This is a genomic window from Pseudomonadota bacterium (assembly GCA_030859565.1).
Classification (GTDB): Bacteria; Pseudomonadota; Gammaproteobacteria; order JACCXJ01; family JACCXJ01; genus USCg-Taylor.
This window is the reverse complement of sequence record JALZJW010000057.1, coordinates 1-23,775: the sequence shown is the minus strand read 5'-3', so window position 1 is coordinate 23,775 and position 23,775 is coordinate 1. Positions and strand designations below refer to the sequence as shown.

Genomic DNA, 23,775 nt, shown 5'->3' with positions numbered 1-23,775 from the left:
GTCGAACAGCAGCCGCGATGCGGCTGACGCGGTGGGCGCGGCGGCAGGCTTCGGCGCTTCCGTCACGGCGGGTTTCTCCGACTCGCAGCCTGAAATTGCGAGTGCCAACGCGAAGGTAAAGGCGGCAATTCTTACCGGACTTGTGTTCTTATGCATGCTTCGTTCTCCTCGACTGAGTGGTCGTATCGTAGCGTAAATCGCGATGCTATCTAAAAGCACCCGCGAAACGCGAAGTTATAGTTCTCTTAGGCGCGTCTTATCCACCCCCTGTCATCACGGCCGGTGCTGACATAGCCTGCGCGCAGCGTGCAGTTTATGATAGACACCGCAACTAAAATACCCCCTCAGCCTATACTCGTACTGATGTCTCGCGCGGTTACCACGCTTTTTAGGATGTCCTGCGGCTCATCCCAGAGCGGCCGGGGATACTTTCCGTCGTCCGCGGCGTGAAGATCCATATTCTCGGCGTATGCGGCACCTTCATGGGCGGAATCGCCCGCATTGCGCGCGAGCTCGGTCACGAAGTCGCCGGCTCGGATCAGGGCGTTTACCCGCCGATGAGCACTCAGCTTGAGCAAAGCGGCGTCAGGGTCACGGACGGATATCGTGCCTCCAGCCTCGATCCTGCGCCCGATCTGGTGGTCGTCGGCAACGCGCTCTCCCGCGGTAATGCTTGCATCGAATACCTTCTTAATGAGGGCTTGGCCTATCGATCGGGGCCGCAATGGCTAGCCGAGCAGGTGTTGCAGGATCGCTGGGTGCTCGCCGTGTCCGGCACCCACGGCAAAACCACGACCGCCAGCATGCTGGCCTGGATCTTGGAGTACGCGGGTCATGCGCCGGGGTTTCTCATCGGTGGGGTTCCCTTGAATTTCAATGTGACCGCCCGGCTCGGCAGCGGCCGCTGCTTCGTGGTGGAGGCGGATGAATACGATACAGCGTTTTTTGATAAGCGGTCCAAGTTCATCCACTACCGTCCGCGCACCTTGGTGATCACCAATATCGAATATGACCATGCCGATATCTTCCCTGATCTGGAGGCTATCAAGCGGCAGTTTCACCACCTGATCCGCATCATACCCGGTCAAGGGTTGCTCATCCGGGCGGCCCCGGACACGGTGATCGACGAGGTGCTGTCGATGGGGCGCTGGACGCCCGTAGAGACCTTCGGAGCGGATCGGGTACAGCAATGGTGTTTTCGAGACGCAGCCGCGGATTTCAGCGCGTTTGATGTCATGCTCGAAGGCAATCCGATCGGGCGGCTCATCTGGGGGCTGCTCGGACAGCATAATGCACTCAACGCGCTCGCCGCTTTGGCCGCCGCGCGGCATGCGGGCGTGGCGCCCGATGTGGCTATCCGCGCCTTGTCGAGCTTTGCCGGTGTCAAACGCCGGCTGGAACAGCTTGCGGTCCTCCGCGGGGTGTCGGTGTATGACGATTTCGCGCATCATCCCACGGAGATCCGGGCCACCGTTTCGGCCTTGCGCCAGAGAGTCGGATCGTCGCGGATCATTGCGGTGTTTGAACCGCGTTCCAATTCCATGCGCCTGGGCGCCCATGCCGAATCCCTCGCCGATGCGTTCAGCGAGGCGGATATGGCGCTTTTTTATTGTCCGCCCAACCTCGGCTGGGATCTGGCAGGGCAGACGCGTAGCCTCGGGAGTAAACGCATTCTCCTCCAGGATCTCGACGCCATCGTGACCAGGATCCTGGCGCTCGCGCAACCGGCCGATCAGGTGCTTATTATGAGCAATGGCGGCTTCGGCGGGCTCCACGAAAAGCTTTTGCAAGCCTTGGGTGAGAGTTTGTGAAAAAACCTACTGCGCTCGGGATCTCGCGTTCCGGCGGTGCTCGGAATCCTCATGTATTTCAACATACACTCCGGTTGCTCGTCTCATCCTTGAGACTCGCCCCTTCGGGGCTTACGCGCCGTTTCGCTCCCGGCGAAACGGTCCTGCGCTCCGGCGGAACGCGACCTCTCTTCGCTCGCGACGGTTCTTTCACAAACTCTGGGCGGCAGGCACCCATAGTCACGTAGTTTCGTCCGCGGGGCATGGGCTCCGCGGACGCTGTTCAAGTGAAGTCTCGGGCTCTTCGATTACGCGGTTCTCGATCGCGCCGATCGCTTCGATTTCGATGCGCACGACATCGCCCGGCTGCAGGAACGAGGGCGGGTCCCGGCGCATCCCCACACCCCGCCCGGTGCCCGTGGAAACGACATCGCCGGGCTCCAAGGTGAAAACCGTCGACAGCAACTCGACCAAGCGGTAGCAGTTCCAGATCATGTCGCGCGTGTTGAACGCCTGCCGCGGTTCCCCGTTGACATAAGTGCGGACATCAAGCGCGTGGGGATCGCCGATCTCGTCGGGGGTCACGATCCACGGACCGATGGGTCCATGCGTGTCGAACGACTTCCCAAGCGTCAGCGTTGGCGAGCGCGCTTGCCAATCGCGCACCGACACATCGTTCACGACCAAATAGCCGGCTATCACCTCCGGCGCCCGGTCCGCGGGCACGTGCCGGCAGCGGTTCCTGATCACGAATCCTAGCTCGCCTTCGTAATCCACTTGCTCCGAGACGCCCGGTTTATGGATTGGGTCGTAGGGCCCGTTCACGCAGGTAGACTGTTTGTTGAAAATGGTCGGGAAGGCCGGCCGCGACCCGCCCTTCTCTGTGATGTGGTCGGCATAATTCAAGCCGATTGCCAGAAACTTGGGGGGCCGGAGCAGCGGCGCTTCGAGATGAATGTCCGCGAGCGCGGTGCGTTCACAATGACGCTCGAGCCGGTTGGCGAGATCGCCCGATAACGCGTGCCCGGCCGCGAGCAGTTCCGTCATCTCGCGCGGATAACCGGGGATAGACCCGATCGCGTAGACGTAGTTGCCGGAGGCGACGCCGATGCGCCTCTCACCCATGTGGGTAAAGGTTACCAACTTCATAGATGCACCAAGAGCGCATCCAGCGCGCGATCGAGGATCCACTTCGCCGTGGGATCACTTGCCATAACACCTCCTCGCTCTTTACCATGAACTCCCGATGTCTACCTCCCGCGACTCCCGCCTGGCCTGCCGCGCCCATCCGTATATGCTGAATTTTCACCGGTTGGTGTCGTGATCCGCCCCGATTTGAAATTTATCATACCATCACGCCGCCGCCGGTAGTCCTAGTGGAGTGTCACAGAAACACCACAGACCCGTCATTCCGGCCAGTCCGCGCAGCGGACGCGAGCCGGAATCCATGCGGAGCAAAGGCCGGCGCTGGATTCCCGCTTCCGCGGGAATGACGAATCTGGTTTTCGACGCCGACTGTGTTTATTGGCTTATTTGAATTACAGAACACTGGGATGATATCGCACGCGCTCGCTCAAATTCCCGCCGCCAAAAGCTCTGTGCTACTGGCTGTCTTGATCGTAGTGTGCGCTGCGGCATCGCCGGCGGCCGGGGCGCCGGAGCTTGAAGATCCACGCTATGTGCTTTGCAAGGCCGATCCGAAGATTCCGGACCGCCCCCCCCATAATCCGGCGGCATATAAATTGGGGTCGATCGAGGTGATGGCCGACCGGGTGGAGGTGCTGGAGGAGAATGTGTCGACATTCGTGGGTGGCGTCTCCTTGGTCCGCGAGCAGCAAGCGTTGGTTGCGGATCTCCTCACTTACGAGCGCGGTCAGGCCGTCATTGAGGCCGAAGGTCATCTGCTCCTTTGGGATCCGGCCTTGTTTTGGTCGGGGAAATACGGCCGCCTCGATCTCGACAACGACCGCGCCCATCTTGAATATGGCGAGTATCGATTGCTGCAACGGCGCGGGCGCGGGGGCGCGCGTATCATCAATCTCGATACGCGGGAGAATGTCACACAGCTTAAAGACGTCGATTACACCACCTGTAGCGGCAAGACACCGGACTGGCAGCTCGCGGCTAAGCGCATGAAACTGGATCATTCCGAGGATTGGGGCGAGGCTGAGCACGTGGTGCTGCGGGTGCGGGAGACGCCGGTATTCTATCTGCCGTATATCACTTTCCCGATTAGCGACAAGCGCAAATCGGGTTTCTTACCGCCGACGGTGGGAAGCTCGTCCGACGGCGGTTTCGACCTAAGCACCCCCTACTATTGGAACATCGCGCCCCAACACGATGCAACCGTCCAACCCCGCATACTTTCCAACCGCGGCGTCATGCTTGGGGGCCAATATCGTTACCTCCTGCAAAGCGGCGAGGGAGAGCTGGATTTTGAGTATCTGCCCGCGGACGCCGAGTTCGAGGACGAGAGCCGGTCGCTGGTTGCGTTTACCCATGAGCAAGATTTCGCGCGCCAGCGCGGTCACGCTTTTCTGACCTTCAACCGGGTGTCCGATTCGGAATACTTCGAGGACATCGGAACCAATCTTGCGGTCACCAGCACGCGCTATCTTCCACAGCGCGCGGACGTCAGCTACCGCGGCGATTACTTCAATCTACGCGGCCGTTTGCACGGGTTTCAAACGATCGATCCCACCATTGATGTATTGGACCGGCCTTACAAGCGGCTGCCGCAGATTTTTTTTTCCACCCGCCTGCCCGCGGGCGACCGGGAAATCAACCTCGACTTTTTCGGAGAAGCCACGTATTTTGACCGCGATGAAGGGATCATCGGCAGCCGTATCGACCTAAAACCTGTCATCAGCTACCCGGTACACGCGGCGGGGGGATTTCTCGTGCCTCGGGTGAGCCTCGAACATACTCAGTATTACCTCGAAAACACCGCAGAGGCGGATAATCGCCCGAACCGGACCCTGCCGATCGTGAGCCTGGATAGCGGGCTCGTATTCGAACGCGACCTCGATTTCGCGGCGCTGCCGGCCGTGCAAACCATTGAACCGCGGATCTTCTATCTATACATCCCCGAGCAGGATCAGGATGATCTGCCTATTTTTGATACCGCCGAATATGACATTTCCTTCGGGCAACTGTTTCGCGAGAACCGGTTCAGCGGCCTCGACCGTCTCGGCGACGCAAATCAAACGGTGGTCGCGGTTACTTCCAGGATCATAAATCGCGATACCGGCTGGGAACATCTGCGCGCGAGCGTGGGTCAGATCTTTCATTTCGAGGATCGCCGCGTCACCTTGCCCGGGCCCGGCCAGACAGTCGATACCGATCCGGTGTCGGAGATCGTCGCGGGGCTCATGACCCGGCTGCCCAATGGTTTCAGTGCGCGGGGGGATTTGTACTGGGACCCCAACGACGCGACTGTCCAAAAAGGCCTCATCGGGTTGCGCTATGGCCCCGATCCGGACACCATCGTGAACGCCGATTATCGCATCCGCCGCCGTATCCGCGGTGTTCGCTTCACAGAAATCGAACAGACCGATCTGGGGTTTATTTGGCCGTTGGACCCGAATTGGAGCGTCATCGGTAAGTGGACCTATTCCTTGGATACCGAGGAGACCCTCGAGGCCGCCGGAGGGTTTGAATACGAGAGTTGCTGCTGGGGCGTGCGCGCGGTAGCGCGGCGGTTCTTGAGCGACGACACGGGGGAGTTCGACAACGCGTTTTTCGTTCAGATCGAGCTCAAGGGGCTGGCCGGCTTTGGACGCAGCACCACCAGTTATCTAGAACGGAGCATTCCCGGTTACGAGGACGAATTTTAAGGCCGCGCGCCGGGGTGTTGAATACTTGTGATGGACGCATGTACAAGACCGCAAGTGGAAACTTAAACCCGCTCCTGCAATGCTTAAGACAGGGCTGCTTCGCCGCCTTTCTCCTGGCTTATAGCGCTTGCGCGGCAGCCGCCGCCGAACCGCTCGATGCGATCATCGCCGTGGTGAATGACGACATTGTCATGGCAAGCGAGATCAATCGTATGTTCGAGCGCGTGAAAGCGGAATTGCAGCAACAACGCGCCGATGCTCCGCCTGACGCCGCCCTGCGCCGTCAGGTACTGGAGCGCCTCATCGTCATGAAGATTCAGTTGCAGCTTGCCGCGCAGACCGGCTTGAAAGTGGACGACGATACCCTGAACCGTGCGGTGAGCAATATCGCTTCGGAAAACGGCATGCCGCTGGCGCGCTTTCGCGAAGCGGTGGAGCGCGACGGTTATGACTTTGCGCAATTTCGGGAGGATGTCCGGCATGAGATCATCATCAGCCGCTTGCGCCAGCGCGAGGTGTCGAACCTGGTGCATGTCTCGGACCGGGAAATAGACAACTATCTCGCCACGCAAGTGCAACAAGATACGATCGAGATGGAATATCGTCTCGCGCATATTCTGGTTGCTACACCGGAGGCTGCGTCCGAGGAGGACGCGGAGAAGGCGCGCAAAAAGGCGGAGAAGCTCCTGCGGCGCGTGCGCGCGGGCGAAGATTTCCTGCGCATGGCGGCGAAGAATTCCGGCGACCCGCAGGCCCTCGATAGCGGCGATCTCGGTTGGCGCAAAGCCGGGGAAGTGCCTACGGTGTTTTCGGAAGCCGTCACCTCGCTGCGCGAGGGCGAGGTCAGTGACGTGATCGGCAGCCCCAGCGGCTACCATATCATTAAGGTGCTGGGGGTCCGGAGCGGGGAAGAGATGACCGTCAAACAAACGCGCGCCCGGCACATCCTGATCAAGCCTAGCGAACTGATGTCGAGCGACGATGTGCTGGAACGCCTCCATAAGCTTAAGGAACGTATCGACGCCGGGGACGATTTCGATGATCTGGCCCGATCGCATTCGGAAGACAAAGCTACCGCGGCCAAGGGCGGCGACCTGGGGTGGGTCAGTCCGGGCGATCTGGCGCCTAAGTTCGACGAAGTCATGGACCTGTTAAGCCCCGACGGGATCAGCGATCCCTTCGAGACCGAGTTCGGGTGGCACATCGTGCAGGTCCTGCAACGCCGCGACCACGACAATACGCGCGAGGCGCTGCGAGGTAAGGCCCGCGATGCGATCCGGCAGAGGAAGATCGAAGAAACCGGCCAAGCCTGGTTACGCCGCCTGCGTGACGAGGCCTATGTCGAGTATCGTTTCCGCGAGTGAGAGCTTGTGAAAAAAATCTGCTGCGACGATTTCTTCACAAGCTCTGAGCGAGCGATAGTACGGCGATTTAGCTGCTATCAATGATTGCACGTCCTTGCCCCCGGATTGTCATCACCGCCGGCGAGCCCGCTGGGATCGGACCGGATTTAATTGTCCGCATCGCGCAACGCGAGCATCCGGGCGCGATCACCGTCATCGCCGATCCGGATTTGCTGACTGCACGCGCCGCGCAGCTCAAACTCCAGTTGCATATCGAGCCGTTCTCGCCGGAAGATCGCACGCTCGGGCGGCGCGGCGCGATCAAGCTCATCCCGGTACGGCTCGCCCGCCCGGCGGTCAGCGGCCAATTGGATAAGCGCAACGCCCCCTCTGTGGTCGAGGCCCTCGCGCAGGCTTGCCGCGGGTGCATGGACGGGACCTTCGACGCCATGGTGACGGCGCCCGTGCACAAGGGGATCCTCAACGATGCCGGGATCCCCTTCACCGGTCATACGGAGTATTTGGCCGCGGCGACCGGCGGCCATTTTCCGGTGATGATGTTGTGTACGCCCGAGCTGCGCGTCGCCCTCGCCACCACCCACGTGCCCCTTCGCGCTGTCAGCGATCTCATCACCGAGGATCGCATCGTAAGCGTATTGCGGATCCTGGCTCGGGATCTGCGCGCCCGTTTCGGCCTGCGCCAGCCCCGGATCGCCGTTTGCGGCCTAAACCCCCATGCGGGGGAGGGCGGACACCTTGGCACCGAGGAGATCGATCATATCATTCCGGCGATCGAGACCGTGCGTGCGGAGGGCCTCCGCGTCGAGGGCCCGTTGCCCGCGGATACCGCCTTCGTCGCCGAACCAGTGAATCGCGCCGATGCGGTGCTTGCGATGTACCATGATCAAGGGCTGCCGGTTCTGAAGTACCAAGGCTTCGGCCGCGCCGTGAACGTGACGCTCGGCTTGCCCATCATTCGAACATCGGTCGATCACGGCACGGCGCTCTCGCTAGCCGGGACCGGCCAGGCCGATCCAAGCAGCCTGCTCGCGGCCCTTGATGCCGCCTTTGAGATGGCCGCGCTCGGCACTCGCGGCCGCTACCTGCCGGGGGCGAGGTAAGAGCCGTTCCGGGAAAGACCCGAATGGCGCTTACTTAAGGCGGGAGTCCAAAATTTCCGTCATTCCCGCGGAGGCAGGAATCCAGGAAGGTACACGAATGACTGGATTCCGGCTCGCCGCTTCGCTCCGGCCGGAATGACGGTTTTGCCGGATTTTTTTCTTAAGTAAGTGCCATTCGAGTCTGGCCAAGTCTAGCCCCATATCACTCCCTCGGAATAGGCTCCAACCTCTAGCTACTTAGCTAGCAACCCCCATGTCTTCGATGCTCTGGCACTTCAGTGCGATACCGGTCAGACTTCGTGGATCTGCACCCGCCTGGAAATGAAGTACTGCGGCGGTTGCCAATGAGTTGACGGGGCATTCAGCCCAATCCATCCAACCTTCCTTTTGGTCACAATTCCATCGGTCGTCTTTTTGCTCAGTACCTATACCTAACCCTTGATCTGAACCACCCGCCTGACCTGGGGTGCGCTCTTTGCGTTCTAAATCAACCAGCTCGCCATCATCAGTGATTTTCTTACCGCGAATCTTGAACCCTTTTACGCGCGTCTTGTCATTATTCATACATACCTGTACGCCGGTCAAAAAGACACGTTTTCCCTGGAAGTGTGAATCACCAAATGCAGCTTTTATTTCAGAAGATGTGGACCCCTTTGGACCACAGAGATCTGCATGGGGAGTGGTGTCTTTACTTGAATCATTAATATGTTCTTTTAAGGCCGTTACCAAGCACGGTTCATCGCTTCGCTCTTTCGAAGATATTCCATACAGTGCATGTGTTGTGCTATCAGCATCCCCCGTCACGAAAACGCTGCCCTTGATACCGGATACACCCGTTTCTGTAGTGTTCCCGGTAGTTTCAGGGGCGTCGCTTGGCCCAGATGAGTCTGGCAATTCTGGACAATCGGGGTCTGGATTGTTCCGGCACTCGTTTACCCTGCAAATGCCGTCTGCTTCGCAAGAGGGCGGAAGCGGGTCATCAGGAACTACAGGACCTACTGCCATCCGAATAGGTTGGCTAATCTCCTCCACCGCCAAACCAGCCTTCATTTGACCGAACAATAGGATGAGAAAACAGATTGAAGTTTTTAACCAGTAGTTCATAACACGCTCCTTTTAGATCGAAATCAAACACGTATAGGATTTTTAAACGCCCTTTTTCCTCAAAAGTGAAGGTACTGCTTAACCTGCGGGGTGTCAATCACGCGCGTCCTGGGTCCGGGATTGGGGACTTTCCGGGATATTTATCGGCCCGAGGCGCCCAGGTTTCGGAGCGTTTTGGCGTCTTGCGCGAGTGCAGGCCTAGGGGAGGTTGTGGGCTCAGTGAGCTGAATCGGATGGGGGTACTGGGATCAGGCCATTCGAAGTCGATCGAATAGCCGCGCCGGGGATCGCGGCGGTGCTCTGATGGGCAAGCTGAGAGGGGTGAGGTCTTGGCAAATAACGTGGGGATCTTCGATGGCGGCGATGATCTTCAAGGTACCGCCGCAGTGGGGGCAGTGCTCAATATCGATATCGAACACCCGTTTGAGCGCCCAGCTGATGCGCGCAGGCGCCATGATGGGCTGTGTTGGGGTGGACTTCTGCGGACGCATTAGCATCGTCAGCAGCTTGACCCCGTCGATGCGGTACGATTGCCGGACCTGCTCGCGGCCGGCCCTCGATGACATACGCAGCCACCGCTGGTCTGACTGATTTTTGCGCAATATTCGTGGGGATCCCACAGGACTTGACCCCTTTTGGGCTATTGACAACAGTTCAACGCGTAGACCATATTGTGCACGCTTCAGGTGTCCCTGAGAACGTTCGATCGAAGGGATGAAACGGGAAGCCGGTGCGCGCTCGAGTTTCGACCCGAGCGCAATCCCGGCGCTGCCCCCGCAACGGTAAGCAAGTAACGGATCAGCATCACGCCACTGTGCATCAAGCATGGGAAGGCGCTGCTCCCGGGGTTTGTACCCACTTGCGAGTCCGGAGACCGGCCTGAAGGTGTTGCAATGGCATTGCGGAGGGTGATGCCGTGGCGCCCGGGCCGTTATCCCTTTTCCCGCCCTGCCGCCATTTCTCCGCGAGCCTTGCGCTATGTACCGTTATTGCGCGGGTGTGCGCGGAGGATGTAGGCCATGCTATTTCGCCGATTGTCGGCAGTCATGCTGCCGCTTTGTTGTTATTCTTTATACGCAGCGGAGGAACCGACCGAGTTAGATCAAATCATCGTCACCGCGACCCGGACCGCCGAGACGGCCGATGAGACCCTCGCCTCGGTCACCGTCATCACGCGCGAGGAGATCGAGCGCCGCCAGGCGACCTCGGTGCAAGAGGCGCTGCGCGGAGTGCCCGGTTTGGGCATTGCGAACAGCGGCGGCTTGGGAAAGGAAACCACGGTGCGTTTGCGCGGCACCGAATCGGACCATGTCTTGGTCTTGGTGGATGGGATCCGCATCGGCTCGGCCACTTCGGGGACGGCCGCGTTTGAGGATATCCCGATCGGTCAAATCGACCGCATCGAGGTCGTGCGCGGCCCACGGTCAAGCCTCTACGGGTCTGAGGCCATCGGCGGGGTGATCCAGATCTTCACCCGCAAAGGAGGCGGTGCGCTCAAGCCCCAGTTCAGCGCCGGCGGCGGCAGTCACGGGACCTATAAGATTGCGGGTGGACTCTCGGGGGGTGGCGATCGCGGCTGGTTCAATCTGAGTGCGAGCCGGCTCGACACGGCGGGCTTCAACTCTTGCAGCAGCACGATCGCGCAGCCAGGCGGGTGCTTCACCTTCGAGCCCGATGACGACGGTTACACCAATAACGCCGGCAGCGCCCGGATCGGCTATCGCTTCGAGAACGGGCTCGAGGTCGATGCCCACCTGCTACACGCCGAAGGTGAGAATGAGTTCGACCAAACCGACGATTTCGCTCCCGTCACTTTCGCACCTCTAGAGTTCTTCCATAACCGCACGGATTTCCTCAAGCAGACGGTCGGCGGCAAGCTGCGTTTCTCGCCCCTAGAGCGCTGGCAGGTAACACTCGCGGGCGGCAGAAGCCTGGACGAGCTGGACAGCGTGAACAATCCCGCGAGCACGGATGTCTTCGATACCCAGCGCCAGAGCGCCTCGCTGCAGAACGATATCACACTCGCGCCCGATCACCTCTTGACCGTCGGCTTCGATTATTACAAGGATCTGCTCGAAAGCAACCTGGCTTTTACCGAGACTTCGCGCGACAACAAGGCCGGGTTTGCCCAATATCAAGGCGTGTTCAACGATCTCGATTGGGTCTTGGGCGTGCGCCATGACGACAACCAGCGCTTCGGGGACGAGACCACGGGCAACACCACGCTCGGCTATAGCTTCGGCCCGCTGCTGCACCTGACCGCGGGCTGGGGCCGGGCCTTCAAGGCCCCGACTTTCAACGACCTGTACTTCCCCGGATTCGGCGATCCCAACCTCGATCCGGAGCGCTCCGAGAGCGTCGAGCTCGGCGCCAACGGGACTGTGGTAGGGGTGCGCTGGTCGCTCAGCGGCTATTACACTCAGTTGGATGACTTGATCGGATTTATCAGCGTGCCTCTTAGTCCCGAGTTTCCGTTCGGGATCCGTGCAGCCAATGTCGAGGAAGCCAGGATCTTTGGGCTGGAGGCGGTCGCGTCCACGCAAATCTTAGGATGGGACATCGCGGCTAATTTGAGCTTCATCGATCCCGAGGTTCGCGGCGAGGGCCCGAACAAGGGCAACGTCCTGCCCCGCCGGGCCGAACAGATGTTCCGATTCGATCTCGACCGGCGTTTCGGCCGTTTCTCGGTCGGGGCGACGGTCTATGGCGAAGGCCGCCGCTTCGACGACCTCGAAAACACCCGGCGGCTCGCGGGCTACGTGCTCGTGGATCTGCGGGCCGGGGTCGAGCTTTACAAGGGCCTGTTCCTGGAAGGGAAGGTCGGTAACCTGCTCGACAAGGAGTACGAGACCGCGGACTTCTTCAACCAGGATGACACCAACCTTTTCGTAACGCTCCGCTACCAGCCGGATGCACTATAATTTCACCGAGTAACAGGAGACCAAAGGAGGAGACCATCATGATCCCCGTGCCCCCTCGATCGGCGCTGGCCATCGGCCTCACGCTAGCCCTGCTCATGGCCGCCACCCGTAGTCATCACTTCGCCGCGACGCTCCACCTGCCCGACGCCTCGTGGGCGGTGTTCTTCCTCGCCGGATTTTATCTGCGTCCGCTATGGATGTTTCCCGCGCTAATTGCCTTGGCCGGGGTGAGTGATTATATCGCCATCGCCGGATTCGGCGTCAGCGATTTCTGCGCGAGCCCCGCCTACGGATTCTTGCTGCCGGCCTACGGCGCGCTCTGGCTCGCCGGCCGTTGGTACGCGGGCCGCCACCGTTTCGCACTCTCCACGTTGTTCCCGCTGGCGGGCAGTGTGGTCATTGGCGCAACGGTCTGCGAGATCATCTCGAGCGGCGGGTTTTATTTCTTCTCAGGACGGTTTGCGGAAACCAGCTTCGTCGAGCTCGGCTTGCGGCTAGCGAAGTATTTCCCGCCCTCTCTGGAGAGCCTAGCCTTCTGGATGGGGATCGCCATCGTAGTGCATATCGTATTCACCTTGGCCGGCAGCAACTTCATTCGTACACGCCACCAGAGGGCGGGCTGAGCGGTGGACGCCATGTGGGGCTACCGCAACGGCCGCTATCTCGACTTTGGCTGGGCAGCGGCGCGGCTCGACGACGCGCTGAACTATTTACCGGCGAGGCTTACGGCGCTGACCTATGCGGTGCTCGGGAACTCCGGGCAAGCCCTCCGGTGCTGGCGCACCCAAGCCCGCGGCTGGGCTAGCCCTAACGCCGGGCCGGTGATGGCCGCGGGGGCGGGGGCACTCGGGGTAATCATTGGCGGGCCCGCCCGGTATGCGGGCGAGTGGCAGGCCCGCCCGGTGCTCGGCGCGGGACAGCCGCCCGCCGTAGACGACATCGAGCGGGCGCTCGGGCTCGTTCGCGGTGGCGTGTGGTTGTGGCTCGCCGTGTTCGGCCTCGCGGGGGCCTTGCATGCTTAAGCACGGCGGAAGACTGCGCGAGGCCGCGGGGCGCCTTGAGGAGGCGCTCGCCAACACCGGAGTGTGGTCATGTTCATCAAGGCCAAGCGGCTGATATGACCTTTTAGAGTTGCGAGCTGAGGAACGAGGATGCGTATTCGATCAATTTTTCCCGCCACGGGCGGTTCTGCCAGGCTTCGTAAGTTATAAGCCGTGATCTCTCCATGTCCTGCGCGAAGATTTCCGACTGGCGGCGGGCAATAGGCTTTGATTCTCGATGGTCACCGGGCGAGCATTGGGCGCAATAGCGCCAGTGTATTGCGCCGCATTTAGCAGCGAGCGTGGCCTAAAGGTCTGTTCCACCCTAGGGAAGCTCTGCAAAAGTTACTGCGCAGCCCATCTGCTTTGTCGCGTGCTCGCTCCTCGCTCGCCTATCTACCTGATATGTCTCGCGACTCGCTCCGCGGCTTCGCGCATTTGGGCTTGCTCGCGACACTTTTGCAGAGCTTCCCTAGGAATTCTTAGTCGTCGATCAGCCGAAAACGAACCGGAACACCAAGGCCACAACGGCGATCGAAAGCACGAGCAGAACGAGCAGGGCCAGCATCACCGGCACCATAAACAGGCGCCCGACCTGGCTCGGCGATCGACCGGGAACGCCGGCAGGTACCACCTGGCCGCGCACTAATGCCAGGTTTTTGAGATTGGCCTTCCAAGCAATGTCGAAGAGGTCTCCCACAACCGGGACCGCGCCGATCACCGTATCAATCGCGACGTTGCCCGCCATGCGCAGCAGCGTCGCGATAGGCACCCCCAGGCGGGCGGCCTCGAAGATTAGATATGCGGAGATCGCTGCGCCCGCGGCGTCGCCTATCCCCGGAATGAATCCCAGGATGCCGTCCAGCCCAATACGGAAACGCGTCCCGGGGATAGGCAGGACGGTGTCCAGTAGCTGGCCCAATTTCTCGAGTCTCTGAAGCGACGCCGCCCCACGCGCGACTTCGCTGTCACGATCGATCGAAGTAGACAAGGTACCCTTCCTCCTACGCGTGCTTTGCTAGCACGGCATAGCTTCGGCAGTCTTTGTGCGTACTATTTATGCTGACAGCTTAGGCAAGGGAACAGTCGAATGCAATCTACGCCGTTGATCGGCGCCGTTTCCACACCGCGGCGCCCCATTCCCGCTACAGGCGCTGGGGTGAACCGTTTCGATCCGAGGTCCCTCATCAGAAGCTTCATCATGGCTGCGTGCGCCTGATCTTCCTTCAACGCGGCCGTCCGGTGCGATTCTTGTCTACGATGGCCACCAGGATGAGCCCGAACGCAAAAAGTCGTACCAGATAAAAGAAGGGCTCGTGCTCCTGTGACACCACGGTCAGTCCTAATAGCGCTCGGTTGAGCCCCTCTATGGCGAAAGCGGTGGCGAATAAGAGGAAAAAACGATCTCGAGTATCCCGCCAGAAGCGCAGGAAGAACAGTGCGGCGACCATCGAAGCCATCGCAATTGCACCCAATATCACGGAATTCATGGCAGCGTCTCACTCCGCATCCCAGATGAGGCCATACAGCAACACCAGCATCGCGAGGAGCCCCACGACTAACCGCCAGGTGTGTAGGTCCGCGGCGGGCCCCAACGCGTTATCGAGGACAACCAGCATATTGTTTAGCGTTAACCCGGCAAAGCAGAGGCCGCTCCAGAGTAACAATCGGTAACGACTGCGGCGATAGGCCTGCAGCAGCAACCAGGCGCATAAGAGCGCTGTCATTGCACACAATCCATAGATTATTAAACCGGCCATTGCTCTAATCCTTATCTGATTTTAGTTTAAAGGCGTCGGCGAATTCTTGAACCCTGGTCCGAGGCTTCGCGTGAATGAGATTGGTCACTGGTATAAGGTACACGGAATATAGCGCGGCCACCCGGTCCACCGTTTGTCCAAGCTCAGGAGATCCGGCGTGATACCGGTATAGGAGCGATTTTTCCGCGTTAGCGATTAAAAAACCGCCGGCGCATAGGCGTTGCAGTATCACGCTCGCTTCTTGCTCACCGATGTAAAGCCTTTTGGCGACTGCATTGGCGGCCCAATCCACCTGCGGACTATCACGCAGAAGAAGTAGCGCCTCTAATTGGGCAATGGAGTCGATGCGCTCAAGGATGAACTGCTTTACATCGTCCGGGATAATGTCATCGACCATTACGCTTTTCTTCGACATCCGCTGTACACAACTTATGTGGGCATATACGAAGTGATCCGATCTCTGAATCATCCCTTGCACCGGAAAGCTCACCGGGACAACCACCCATGAGCGGACTGCGAAATCGCTGCTCGGCGGGGCGGACCGCGGCATCACGCAGCATTACCCGTCGCCAAATCCCGTTGAATTCCCTGGCCTTCGATCCGTATGGCTCCCCAACACCCGCCTCAGCTCCACGGCATTTGCGCCCACGGCCGTTCCCCGTTCGAGAGGCTTTGTAGCTCAGGCAAGGGCCGGCTGAAAAGATAGCCCTGGCCCTCCTCGCAACCGAGGCGGCGCAGGATGGCAAGCTGGGCCTCGGTCTCCACCCCCTCGGCGAGGACGCGGAGCCCCAGTGTCCGGCTCAGGCTGACGATGGTCTCGACGATTGCCACGTCATCGGCGTCGCCCGGGATGTCGCGCACGAAGGACTGGTCGATCTTGAGCCGGTCGATGGGCAGGTGTTTGATGACGCTGAGCGAGGAATAGCCCGTCCCGAAGTCATCGATGGCGATCGAGACCCCCAGGGCCTTCAGCGCTTCGAGGAGGCGCCGGCTGTGCTCGATGAGCTGCAAGGTGCTCTCGGTGATCTCGATCTCCAGTTGGGAGGCCGGGAAGCCGCTCTCGGCGAGCGCTTCGCGCACGGTGTCTTCGAAGTGGTCGCGGGCGAGCTGCCGGGCCGAGACGTTGACGGAGAGACGGAGCGGCAGCCCGTCCGTGCGCCGGAACGCCATGGCCTGCGCGCAGGCCGTGAACAGAACCCAGCGGCCGAGCGGCTCGATGACCCCGCTCTCCTCGGCGATCGCGATGAAGCGACCCGGCATGATCAGGCCGTGCTTGGGATGCTGCCAGCGTACTAGCGCCTCGACCCCGGTGAGGGCGCCGTCGCCAAGCGCCACCTGCGGCTGGTAGTGGAGCACCAGCCCGTCGGTAGCGAGCGCGCGCCGCAGCCCCTGCTCGATGTTCAGGCGTTCGGCCGCCTGCGTTGCCAGCTCTTCGGTATAGAAACAGTAGCGGCTGCGCCCTTGCGACTTGGCGCTGTACATGGCCGTATCCGCGGCCTTGAGCAGCGCCTCCCGATCGCGGCCGTTGTCGGGGTAGACGGAGAGACCCACGCTCGCGGAAACGGCGACCCGCTCCCCCCCGAGCTCCACGGGCACGGCCAGTGCCTCGAGGAGCTTGCTCGCGATGCGCGCGGCGTCCGGGGGGTGGGCGATGTGGTCGAGGATCACGACGAACTCATCCCCCCCGAGCCGGGCCACCGTGTCGTTGCTACGCAAGCCCCCCTTGAGCCTGGCGGCGATGGTCTGGAGCAGCAGATCGCCGCTCGAATGCCCGAGGGTGTCATTGATGACCTTGAAGCCGTCGAGGTCGAAGAAGAGGATGGCGCAGCACCCGGTCTCCCGCTGCGCCCGTGCGAGCGTATGGTCGAGCCGGTCGTTGAAGAGCAGGCGGTTGGGGAGACCCGTGAGGGGGTCGTGGTGGGCAAGGTGATTCAACTGAGCCTCGGCCCGCCGGATGGCGCTGATGTCGGACAACGCGGCGACGTAGTGGGTCACCGCGCCCTCCTCGTCCCGGACCACGCTCACGTTCTCCCAGACCGGGAGGACCGTGCCGTTCTTGTGCCGGCAATAGGTCTCCCCCTGCCACTGCCCGCCGGGGGTGGTTTCGAGCCTGGGGTAGAACTGATCGCTATGGCGCCGGGCATGCAGGAGCATATCGGGGTCCTGCCCCACGGCATCGTCCCGGCCATACCCCGTGATCGCCGTGAAGGCCGGGTTGATCGAGACGATGCGATGCTCGCGATCCATCAGGAAGATCCCCTCGGCCGTCGTCTCCAAGACCGCTGCGGCCTGCCGCAGCCGCTCTTCGGTCTCCTGCCGCTCCGTGATGTCCTTCGTGGTCCCGACCACGCGCACCTGGCCGGGCAGCGCCGCTTTAGAGGCCTTGGCATGGGCCTCGATCCAGCCGATCTCCCCCCCGGGCCGCAGGGTTCGGAACACGAGGTTCAGCGATTGTCCGAACGCCGCCGCCTCTTCCATCGCCTTCTGGACACCCGCGCGATCCTCGGGATGTACCCGCGCCAGGAAGGTCCCCCATGACTCGCCGATCGGCTCCGGGGCGCCCCCGAAAATGCCCTGGATACGCGCCCCGGTGGTGATCCGGCAGCCGGCGGCCTCCCACTCCCAGACCCCGAGTTCGGCCGCGTCGAGGGCGAGCTGCAAGCGCTCCTTACCTTTTTTGACCTCGACCTCGATCTCGACCTCGGCCGCGCGCCGGCTCAGCGCCATCTGCAGGGTGGCGTGCAGCTCGCGCGCCTCGACGGGTTTTACCAGGTACCCGAAGGGCAGGCTCGCCTGGGCGCGCTGCAAGGTTTCGTCCTCGGCGTGGGCGGTCAAGAACACCACCGGGATGCGATAGTTGGAGTGGATCTGGCCGGCGGCGTCGATCCCGTCCAGCGCCCCTTCCAGATGGATATCCATGAGCACGAGGTCCGGGCGGAGCTGGCCGACCTTGTCTACCGCCTGCTCGCCGCTCGCGCTCACCGCGGCCACCCGGTAGCCCAGCCCCTCGAGCTGGTGCTTCAGGTGAAAGGCAATGACCCGCTCGTCCTCGACGATCAGGATGCTCGTTGGGTTCACCATCTTTTATCCCCCGCCGGTCGGGAAGCGCAGCTCAAAGCAGGCGCCCGGCCCCGGCTCGACGCGCAAGCTCCCATGCATCTGGTCCACGAACAGCGGCACGAGTTGCAAGCCGAGTGATGCCGCCTGGGTTATATCCAGCCCCACGGGCAGACCCACGCCGTTGTCCCGGACGGTGAGTAACGCCTCCCGGTCCCCGTGCGCCTTCAAGGAGAGGCTGATCTCTCCCCTCCGGCCGCCGGGGAAGGCGTATTTGAAGGCGTTGGTCACGAGCTCGTTGACGAGGAGCGCGCAGGGCATTGCTCGCTCTAGATCCAGGTACACCTCGGCCACGTCAAGCTTCAACGCAATGCGTTGCGGATCCACCGGATACGCATTGAGCACGATTTGGGTCAAGCGTTCCAGGTACTGGCCCAGATCGACCCGCGAGAAATTTTTCCGCTCGTACAGGAGTTGGTGGATGAGGGCCATGACCCGCACGCGGCCCTGGCTCTCGGCCAGCACCTCACGGACGCCCGCGTCCTGGGTCTGCCCGGCCTGCAGATCCAGGAGACTGGAGATGACCTGCAGGTTGTTCTTGACCCGATGGTGGACCTCTTTCAGCAGGGTCTCTTTCTCCCGCAGCGCGGCGGCCATCCTTTCTTCCGCCTGCTTGCGCTCGGTGACCTCGATCTCCAAGGCGCGGTTGGCCGCGGCCAGCGCTTGGGTTTTGCGGAAGAGGTCCGCGAAGACCGCCACCTTGGATGTAAGGATCTGCGCGTTGACGGGCTTGGTGAGGTAATCCACGGCACCCGCTCCGTAGCCCTTGAGAATATCTTGGTCCTCGTGAAACTGGGCAGTGAGGAAGAGGATCGGGATATGTCGGGTTTTCTTCCGGCTCTTGATGATCCGCGCGAGCTCCAAGCCGCTCATCTCCGGCATCTCGACGTCCAGCACAACGGCGGCGATGTCGTGGGCGAGGATCGTCCCCAACGCCTGGTTGGCGTCCTGTGCACGGAGCAACCGGTAAGCCGGCGAATCCAGAATGCTCTCGAGCACATCCAGGTTTTGTGGCTTGTCGTCCACCAACAGGATATTGGCGCGGTTGTCCACGACCCCTCTCCTTAACGGTGCAGCCAGACGCGAAGCAGGGAGAGGAGCTGGTCAGTGTTCACGGGCTTGGCGATGTAGTCGGAGGCGCCCGCGGCAAGGCATTTTTCGCGATCGCCCTTCATCGCCTTGGCGGTCAGGGCGAGGATCGGCAGCAGCCGGAAGCGCGGATCGTTGCGGATCTCGCGCATCGTCTGGTAGCCGTCCATCTCGGGCATCATGATGTCCATGAGCACGGCCCGCAAGTCCGGGGTGTTCTGGACGAGATCGATAGCCTGACGGCCGTTGGTGGCGCTCAGGATTTCCATCTCTTGGTTCTCGAGCACGGTGCTCAAGGCGAAAATATTACGGGCGTCATCGTCCACCACCAGCACTTTGCGGCCGCGCAAGGCCTCGTTCGAGCCGTGCAGCCGCTCCAGCATCAGGCGCTTGGGCTCGGGCAGGTCGGCGACAACGCGGTGCAGGAATAGCGCCGTTTCGTCCAAGAGCCGGTCGGGCGACTGGACATCCTTGAGCACGATGCTTTGGGCCATCGTCGTGAGCTGTTGCTCCTCCTCGGCGGTGAGGTCCTTGCCGGTGAAGACGATGATCGGCAGATCGCGCAGGCGCGGCTCGCCCTGCACCTGCTCCAGCAGCTCGAAGCCGCTCATGTCGGGCAGCCGCAGGTCGAGCACGCAGCAGTCGAACGCCCGATCCCGGAGCGCGGTCAGGGCCTCGGCGCCCGAGCCCACGGCGGTGATCTCGATGTCCGTGTGACCCAGCAATTCGATGATGCCTTGGCTTTCGATCGCGTTGTCCTCGACCACCAGCAAGCGCTTCATATGCGGCTCGGCGAAGCTCTTGATGCGCTCGAAGCTCTGTTCCAGGACTTGGGTGGTGGCGGGCTTGACCAGGTAGGAGAAAGCGCCGTGGGCGAGGCCGTGCGGGCGCTCTTCTTCCACCGTGATGATCTGCACGGGGATGTGGCGCGTGGCGGGATCGCGCTTCAGATGGTCGAGCACCGTCCAGCCGAGCATGTCGGGCAGGAAGACATCCAGGCTGATGGCCGTGGGCAGATACTGGCGGGCGAGCACCAACGCCGTGTGGCCGCGGTTGCACACGATACCCTTGAATCCTTTCTCGCGCGCGAGGCCAAGGAGCACCCGCGCATAGTGGTGATCGTCCTCCAGGATCAACATCAGGGGGTCGCCGGGCTGGATGATCTCACGGTCGTCCGGAACGGCTTCCTCGCGCGCCACCGGCAGCACGGGCAAGGCGGCATCAGCAGCTTGTGCGGTGGCGAGCGCAATCCTCGGCGCCGCCGGGCCGGTATAGGTCACTGGCAAGTACAAGGTGAAGGTGCTCCCTTCGCCGGGCGTGCTGGAGAGTCGAATTTCGCCGCCTAGCAAGGTCGCCAGCTCGCGGCTGATGGCGAGTCCGAGACCGGTGCCGCCATATTTGCGGCCGGTGCCGGCATCGGCCTGCTGGAAGGCCTCGAACACGAGCCGCTGCTTGTCTGGCGGTATGCCGATGCCCGTGTCGGTCACCGACAGCGCCACCACGGCCGCAGCGTGGGTGAGCACCCGGTGGCCGGGCGTCCAGCCCTCGGTCACCGGACGGACGTCCAGGACCACCTGGCCCTGGGCGGTGAACTTGAAGGCGTTGGAGAGCAGGTTCTTCAGGATTTGCTGGAGGCGCTTCGCATCGCTCGTCAGCAGGCGCGGCAGCTCCGGGCCGAAGTTCAATCGGAAGGGAAAATTCTTCGACTCGGCGACGTGGCGGAAGCTGCGCTCCATCCCCTCGCGCAGGGCCGCGAAGGGGATTTCCTCCGCTTCCACGGTGACGGTTCCGGACTCGATCTTCGACAGATCGAGGATGTCACTGATGAGATTCAGCAAGTCGGTGCCGGCGGAGTGGATGTTACGGGCGAAGTCCACTTGCTTGCTGCTGAGGTTGCCGCCGGCGTTCTCGGCGAGCTGCTGGCCGAGGATGAGGATGCTGTTGAGCGGGGTGCGCAGCTCGTGGGACATGTTGGCGAGGAACTCGGATTTGTATTTGGAGGTGAGGGCCAGTTCGGAGGCCTTGTCCTCGAGGGCATGGCGGGCCTGCTCCACCTCCTTGCTCTTGCGCTCCACCTCGACATTGCGCTCGGCAAGCTGAGTGGCCTTGCGCTCGAGCTCCTCATTGGTCTGCTGGAGCTCCGTCTGGCGGGACTGGAGCTCGGATGTAAGTTGCTGGGATTGCTGCAGCAGATTTTCGGTGCGCATCGTCGCCTCGATGGTGTTGAGCACGACGCCGATGCTCTGCGTGAGCAGTTCGAGGAAGGTGAGGTGCGTCGCGGTGAAGGGTTGCAGCGAGGCCAGCTCGATGACGGCCTTGGTGTCCCCTTCGAAGAGCACGGGCAGCACGACGATGCTGGCGGGCTTGGATTTGCCGAGGCTGGAGTGAATCTGCGTGTAACGGGGGGGCACGCGGTCGAGGAGGATGCGCCGCCTTTCCGCCGCGCACTGGCCGACCAATCCTTCGCCCGCCGGAATGCGCTCGGGCTGGCCGGGCCGCTGGGCGTACGCGGCAAGCAGACGCAGCGAGGGTTTCGCGCCATCCTCCATCTGGTAGATGGTGCCCTGCTGGGCGTTGACCAGCGGCACCAGGTCGGAGAGCAGCGTCCGGCCGACGGTGATGAGATCGCGCTGGCCCTGGAGCATGCCGGTGAACTTTGCCATGTTCGTCTTCAGCCAGTCCTTTTCGACATTGCTCTCGGTGGTGACGCGGAGGTTATCGATCATGGTGTTGATGTTGTCCCTCAACTCCGCGACCTCGCCGCGGGTTTCGACCGTGATCGAACGGGTGAGGTCGCCCTTGGTCACGGCGGTGGCGACCTCCGCGATGGCGCGCACCTGGCTGGTGAGGTTCGCCGCCAGGAGGTTGACGTTGCCGGTGAGGTCCTTCCAGGTGCCGGCGGCACCCGGGACGTTGGCCTGACCGCCCAGACGGCCTTCGACGCCGACCTCGCGCGCGACGTTGGTGACCTGGTCCGCGAACGTGGCGAGCGTGTCGGTCATGTCGTTGATGGTCTCGCCCAGCGCGGCGACTTCGCCCTTGGCCTGCACGGTGAGCTTCTGACGGAGGTTGCCCTCGGCCACGGCGGTTACGACCTTTACGATGCCGCGAACCTGATCCGTGAGGTTGTTGGCCATGACGTTGACCGAGTCTGTGAGGTCCTTCCAGGTGCCCGCGACCCCAGGCACCTCGGCTTGACCGCCGAGCTTGCCCTCGGTGCCGACCTCGCGCGCCACGCGCGTGACCTCGGCGGCGAAGGCGTTGAGCTGGTCCACCATGGTGTTGATGGTATTCTTCAGCGCGAGGATCTCACCCTTCACGTCCACCGTGATCTTGCGGGAGAGATCGCCGCGGGCGACGGCGGTGGTGACCTCGGCGATGTTGCGGACCTGGGCGGTGAGGTTGGCACCCATCGCGTTGACGGAGTCGGTGAGGTCCGCCCAGGTGCCGGCCACGCCGGGCACCACGGCCTGCACGCCCAAGCGGCCTTCCGTGCCGACTTCGCGCGCCACCCGGGTGACTTCCGAGGCAAAGGAGCGCAACTGCTCGACCATCGTGTTGATGGTTTCCTTGAGCTGGAGGATCTCACCTCGCACATCCACCGTGATCTTGCGGGAGAGATCGCCGTTGGCCACGGCGGTGGTGACCTCGACGATGTTGCGCACCTGGGCGGTGAGGTTGGAGGCCATGTAGTTCACGTTGTCCGTGAGGTCCGCCCAGGTACCGGCGACCCCGGGCACCTCGGCCTGACCGCCGAGCTTGCCCTCGGTGCCGACCTCGCGCGCCACGCGCGTGACCTCGGCGGCGAAGGCGTTGAGCTGATCCACCATGATGTTGATGGTGTTCTTCAATTCCAGGATCTCGCCCTTCACATCCACCGTGATCTTGCGCGAGAGATCGCCGCGGGCGACGGCGGTGGTAACCTCGGCGATATTGCGCACCTGGGCGGTGAGGTTAGATCCCATCGCGTTGACGGAGTCGGTGAGGTCCGCCCAGGTGCCGGCCACGCCGGGCACCACGGCCTGCACGCCCAAGCGGCCTTCCGTCCCGACTTCGCGCGCCACCCGGGTGACTTCCGAGGCAAAGGAGCGCAACTGCTCGACCATCGTGTTGATGGTTTCCTTGAGCTGGAGGATCTCGCCTCGCACATCCACCGTGATCTTGCGGGAGAGATCGCCGCTGGCCACGGCGATGGTAACCTCGGCGATGTTGCGCACCTGGGCAGTGAGGTTGGAGGCCATGTAGTTGACGTTGTCCGTGAGGTCCTTCCAGGTGCCGGCCACGCCGGGCACCTCGGCCTGCACGCCCAAGCGGCCTTCGGTGCCGACTTCGCGCGCCACCCGCGTGACTTCCGAGGCAAAGGAGCGCAACTGTTCGACCATCGTGTTAATGGTTTCCTTGAGCTGGAGGATCTCGCCTCGCACATCCACCGTGATCTTGCGCGAGAGGTCGCCGCGGGCGACGGCGGTGGTAACCTCGACGATATTGCGCACCTGGGCGGTGAGGTTGGAGGCCATGCGGTTGACCGAGTCGGTGAGATCCTTCCAGGTGCCGGCGACCCCGGGCACCTCGGCCTGACCGCCGAGCTTGCCTTCGGTGTCGACCTCGCGCGCCACCCGTGTGACCTCGGCGGCGAAGGCGTTGAGCTGATCCA

At 62.0% G+C, this 23,775-nt stretch carries 16 protein-coding genes, 1 pseudogene and 1 riboswitch; of the genes and pseudogenes, 7 read left to right on the top strand and 10 right to left on the bottom strand.

All coding sequences use genetic code 11. The annotated features are described in order from the left end of the window. Positions 1-446 precede the first annotated feature (446 nt). Positions 447-1,811, top strand: a complete 1,365-nt coding sequence (gene mpl / locus M3436_10195) for a UDP-N-acetylmuramate:L-alanyl-gamma-D-glutamyl-meso-diaminopimelate ligase (GenBank protein ID MDQ3564484.1) — start codon at positions 447-449, stop codon at positions 1,809-1,811. Between the two features lie 219 nt (positions 1,812-2,030). Here the strand turns inward: mpl and M3436_10190 are convergent, their stop codons facing one another. After that, positions 2,031-2,939, bottom strand: a complete 909-nt coding sequence (locus M3436_10190; GenBank protein ID MDQ3564483.1) for a fumarylacetoacetate hydrolase family protein — start codon at positions 2,937-2,939, stop codon at positions 2,031-2,033. A 404-nt stretch (positions 2,940-3,343) separates the two neighbouring features. On the opposite strand from M3436_10190, the gene lptD reads away from it, so the two are divergent. The 3 genes from lptD (at position 3,344) to pdxA (ending at position 8,090) form a co-directional block, all read left to right on the top strand. Beyond that, complete coding sequence (gene lptD / locus M3436_10185) at positions 3,344-5,626, top strand: LPS assembly protein LptD (protein ID MDQ3564482.1); 2,283 nt, start codon at positions 3,344-3,346, stop codon at positions 5,624-5,626. A 38-nt stretch (positions 5,627-5,664) separates the two neighbouring features. Continuing rightward, positions 5,665-6,990 (top strand): peptidylprolyl isomerase, encoded by a 1,326-nt coding sequence (locus tag M3436_10180; protein ID MDQ3564481.1) that lies wholly within the window; start codon positions 5,665-5,667, stop codon positions 6,988-6,990. 80 nt (positions 6,991-7,070) lie between these two features. Next, positions 7,071-8,090: a 4-hydroxythreonine-4-phosphate dehydrogenase PdxA gene (gene pdxA / locus M3436_10175; protein ID MDQ3564480.1), complete on the top strand. Its 1,020-nt coding sequence runs from the start codon at positions 7,071-7,073 to the stop codon at positions 8,088-8,090. Between the two features lie 237 nt (positions 8,091-8,327). On the opposite strand, the gene M3436_10170 is transcribed toward pdxA, so the two are convergent. Continuing rightward, the gene (locus M3436_10170) at positions 8,328-9,194 is read right to left on the bottom strand and encodes a hypothetical protein (protein ID MDQ3564479.1); all 867 of its coding nucleotides are present in this window, start codon (positions 9,192-9,194) and stop codon (positions 8,328-8,330) included. A gap of 248 nt (positions 9,195-9,442) precedes the next feature. Continuing rightward, positions 9,443-9,760 (bottom strand): hypothetical protein, encoded by a 318-nt coding sequence (locus M3436_10165; protein ID MDQ3564478.1) that lies wholly within the window; start codon positions 9,758-9,760, stop codon positions 9,443-9,445. A gap of 101 nt (positions 9,761-9,861) precedes the next feature. Further along, positions 9,862-10,092: riboswitch (cobalamin riboswitch) on the top strand. A 121-nt stretch (positions 10,093-10,213) separates the two neighbouring features. Here M3436_10165 and btuB point away from each other — a divergent pair. The 3 genes and pseudogenes from btuB (at position 10,214) to M3436_10150 (ending at position 13,137) form a co-directional block, all read left to right on the top strand. Next, entirely contained in the window at positions 10,214-12,115 is a 1,902-nt protein-coding gene (gene btuB / locus M3436_10160) for a TonB-dependent vitamin B12 receptor (GenBank protein MDQ3564477.1), read from the top strand. Positions 12,116-12,153: 38 nt separating this feature from the next. Next, the gene (locus tag M3436_10155; GenBank protein MDQ3564476.1) at positions 12,154-12,738 is read left to right on the top strand and encodes a hypothetical protein; all 585 of its coding nucleotides are present in this window, start codon (positions 12,154-12,156) and stop codon (positions 12,736-12,738) included. Positions 12,739-12,741: 3 nt separating this feature from the next. Next, positions 12,742-13,137 (top strand): annotated as a pseudogene (locus tag M3436_10150) (cobalamin biosynthesis protein). A gap of 511 nt (positions 13,138-13,648) precedes the next feature. On the opposite strand, the gene M3436_10145 reads toward M3436_10150, so the two are convergent. The 7 genes from M3436_10145 to M3436_10115 form a co-directional block, all read right to left on the bottom strand. Continuing rightward, complete coding sequence (locus tag M3436_10145; protein MDQ3564475.1) at positions 13,649-14,146, bottom strand: DUF4112 domain-containing protein; 498 nt, start codon at positions 14,144-14,146, stop codon at positions 13,649-13,651. Between the two features lie 235 nt (positions 14,147-14,381). Beyond that, the gene (locus M3436_10140) at positions 14,382-14,645 is read right to left on the bottom strand and encodes a DUF5985 family protein (GenBank protein MDQ3564474.1); all 264 of its coding nucleotides are present in this window, start codon (positions 14,643-14,645) and stop codon (positions 14,382-14,384) included. Between the two features lie 9 nt (positions 14,646-14,654). Then, positions 14,655-14,882 carry a DUF5985 family protein gene (locus M3436_10135; GenBank protein MDQ3564473.1) on the bottom strand — a complete coding sequence of 76 codons (228 nt, stop codon included), beginning with the start codon at positions 14,880-14,882 and terminating at the stop codon, positions 14,655-14,657. 37 nt (positions 14,883-14,919) lie between these two features. Continuing rightward, positions 14,920-15,330, bottom strand: coding sequence for a hypothetical protein (locus tag M3436_10130; GenBank protein MDQ3564472.1), 411 nt, complete (start codon positions 15,328-15,330; stop codon positions 14,920-14,922). A gap of 209 nt (positions 15,331-15,539) precedes the next feature. Then, positions 15,540-17,996, bottom strand: coding sequence for an EAL domain-containing protein (locus M3436_10125; protein MDQ3564471.1), 2,457 nt, complete (start codon positions 17,994-17,996; stop codon positions 15,540-15,542). Between the two features lie 3 nt (positions 17,997-17,999). Next, positions 18,000-19,085: a response regulator gene (locus tag M3436_10120; GenBank protein ID MDQ3564470.1), complete on the bottom strand. Its 1,086-nt coding sequence runs from the start codon at positions 19,083-19,085 to the stop codon at positions 18,000-18,002. A gap of 11 nt (positions 19,086-19,096) precedes the next feature. Next, a partial coding sequence (locus tag M3436_10115; protein ID MDQ3564469.1) for a HAMP domain-containing protein occupies positions 19,097-23,775 on the bottom strand: 4,679 nt, incomplete at its 5' end.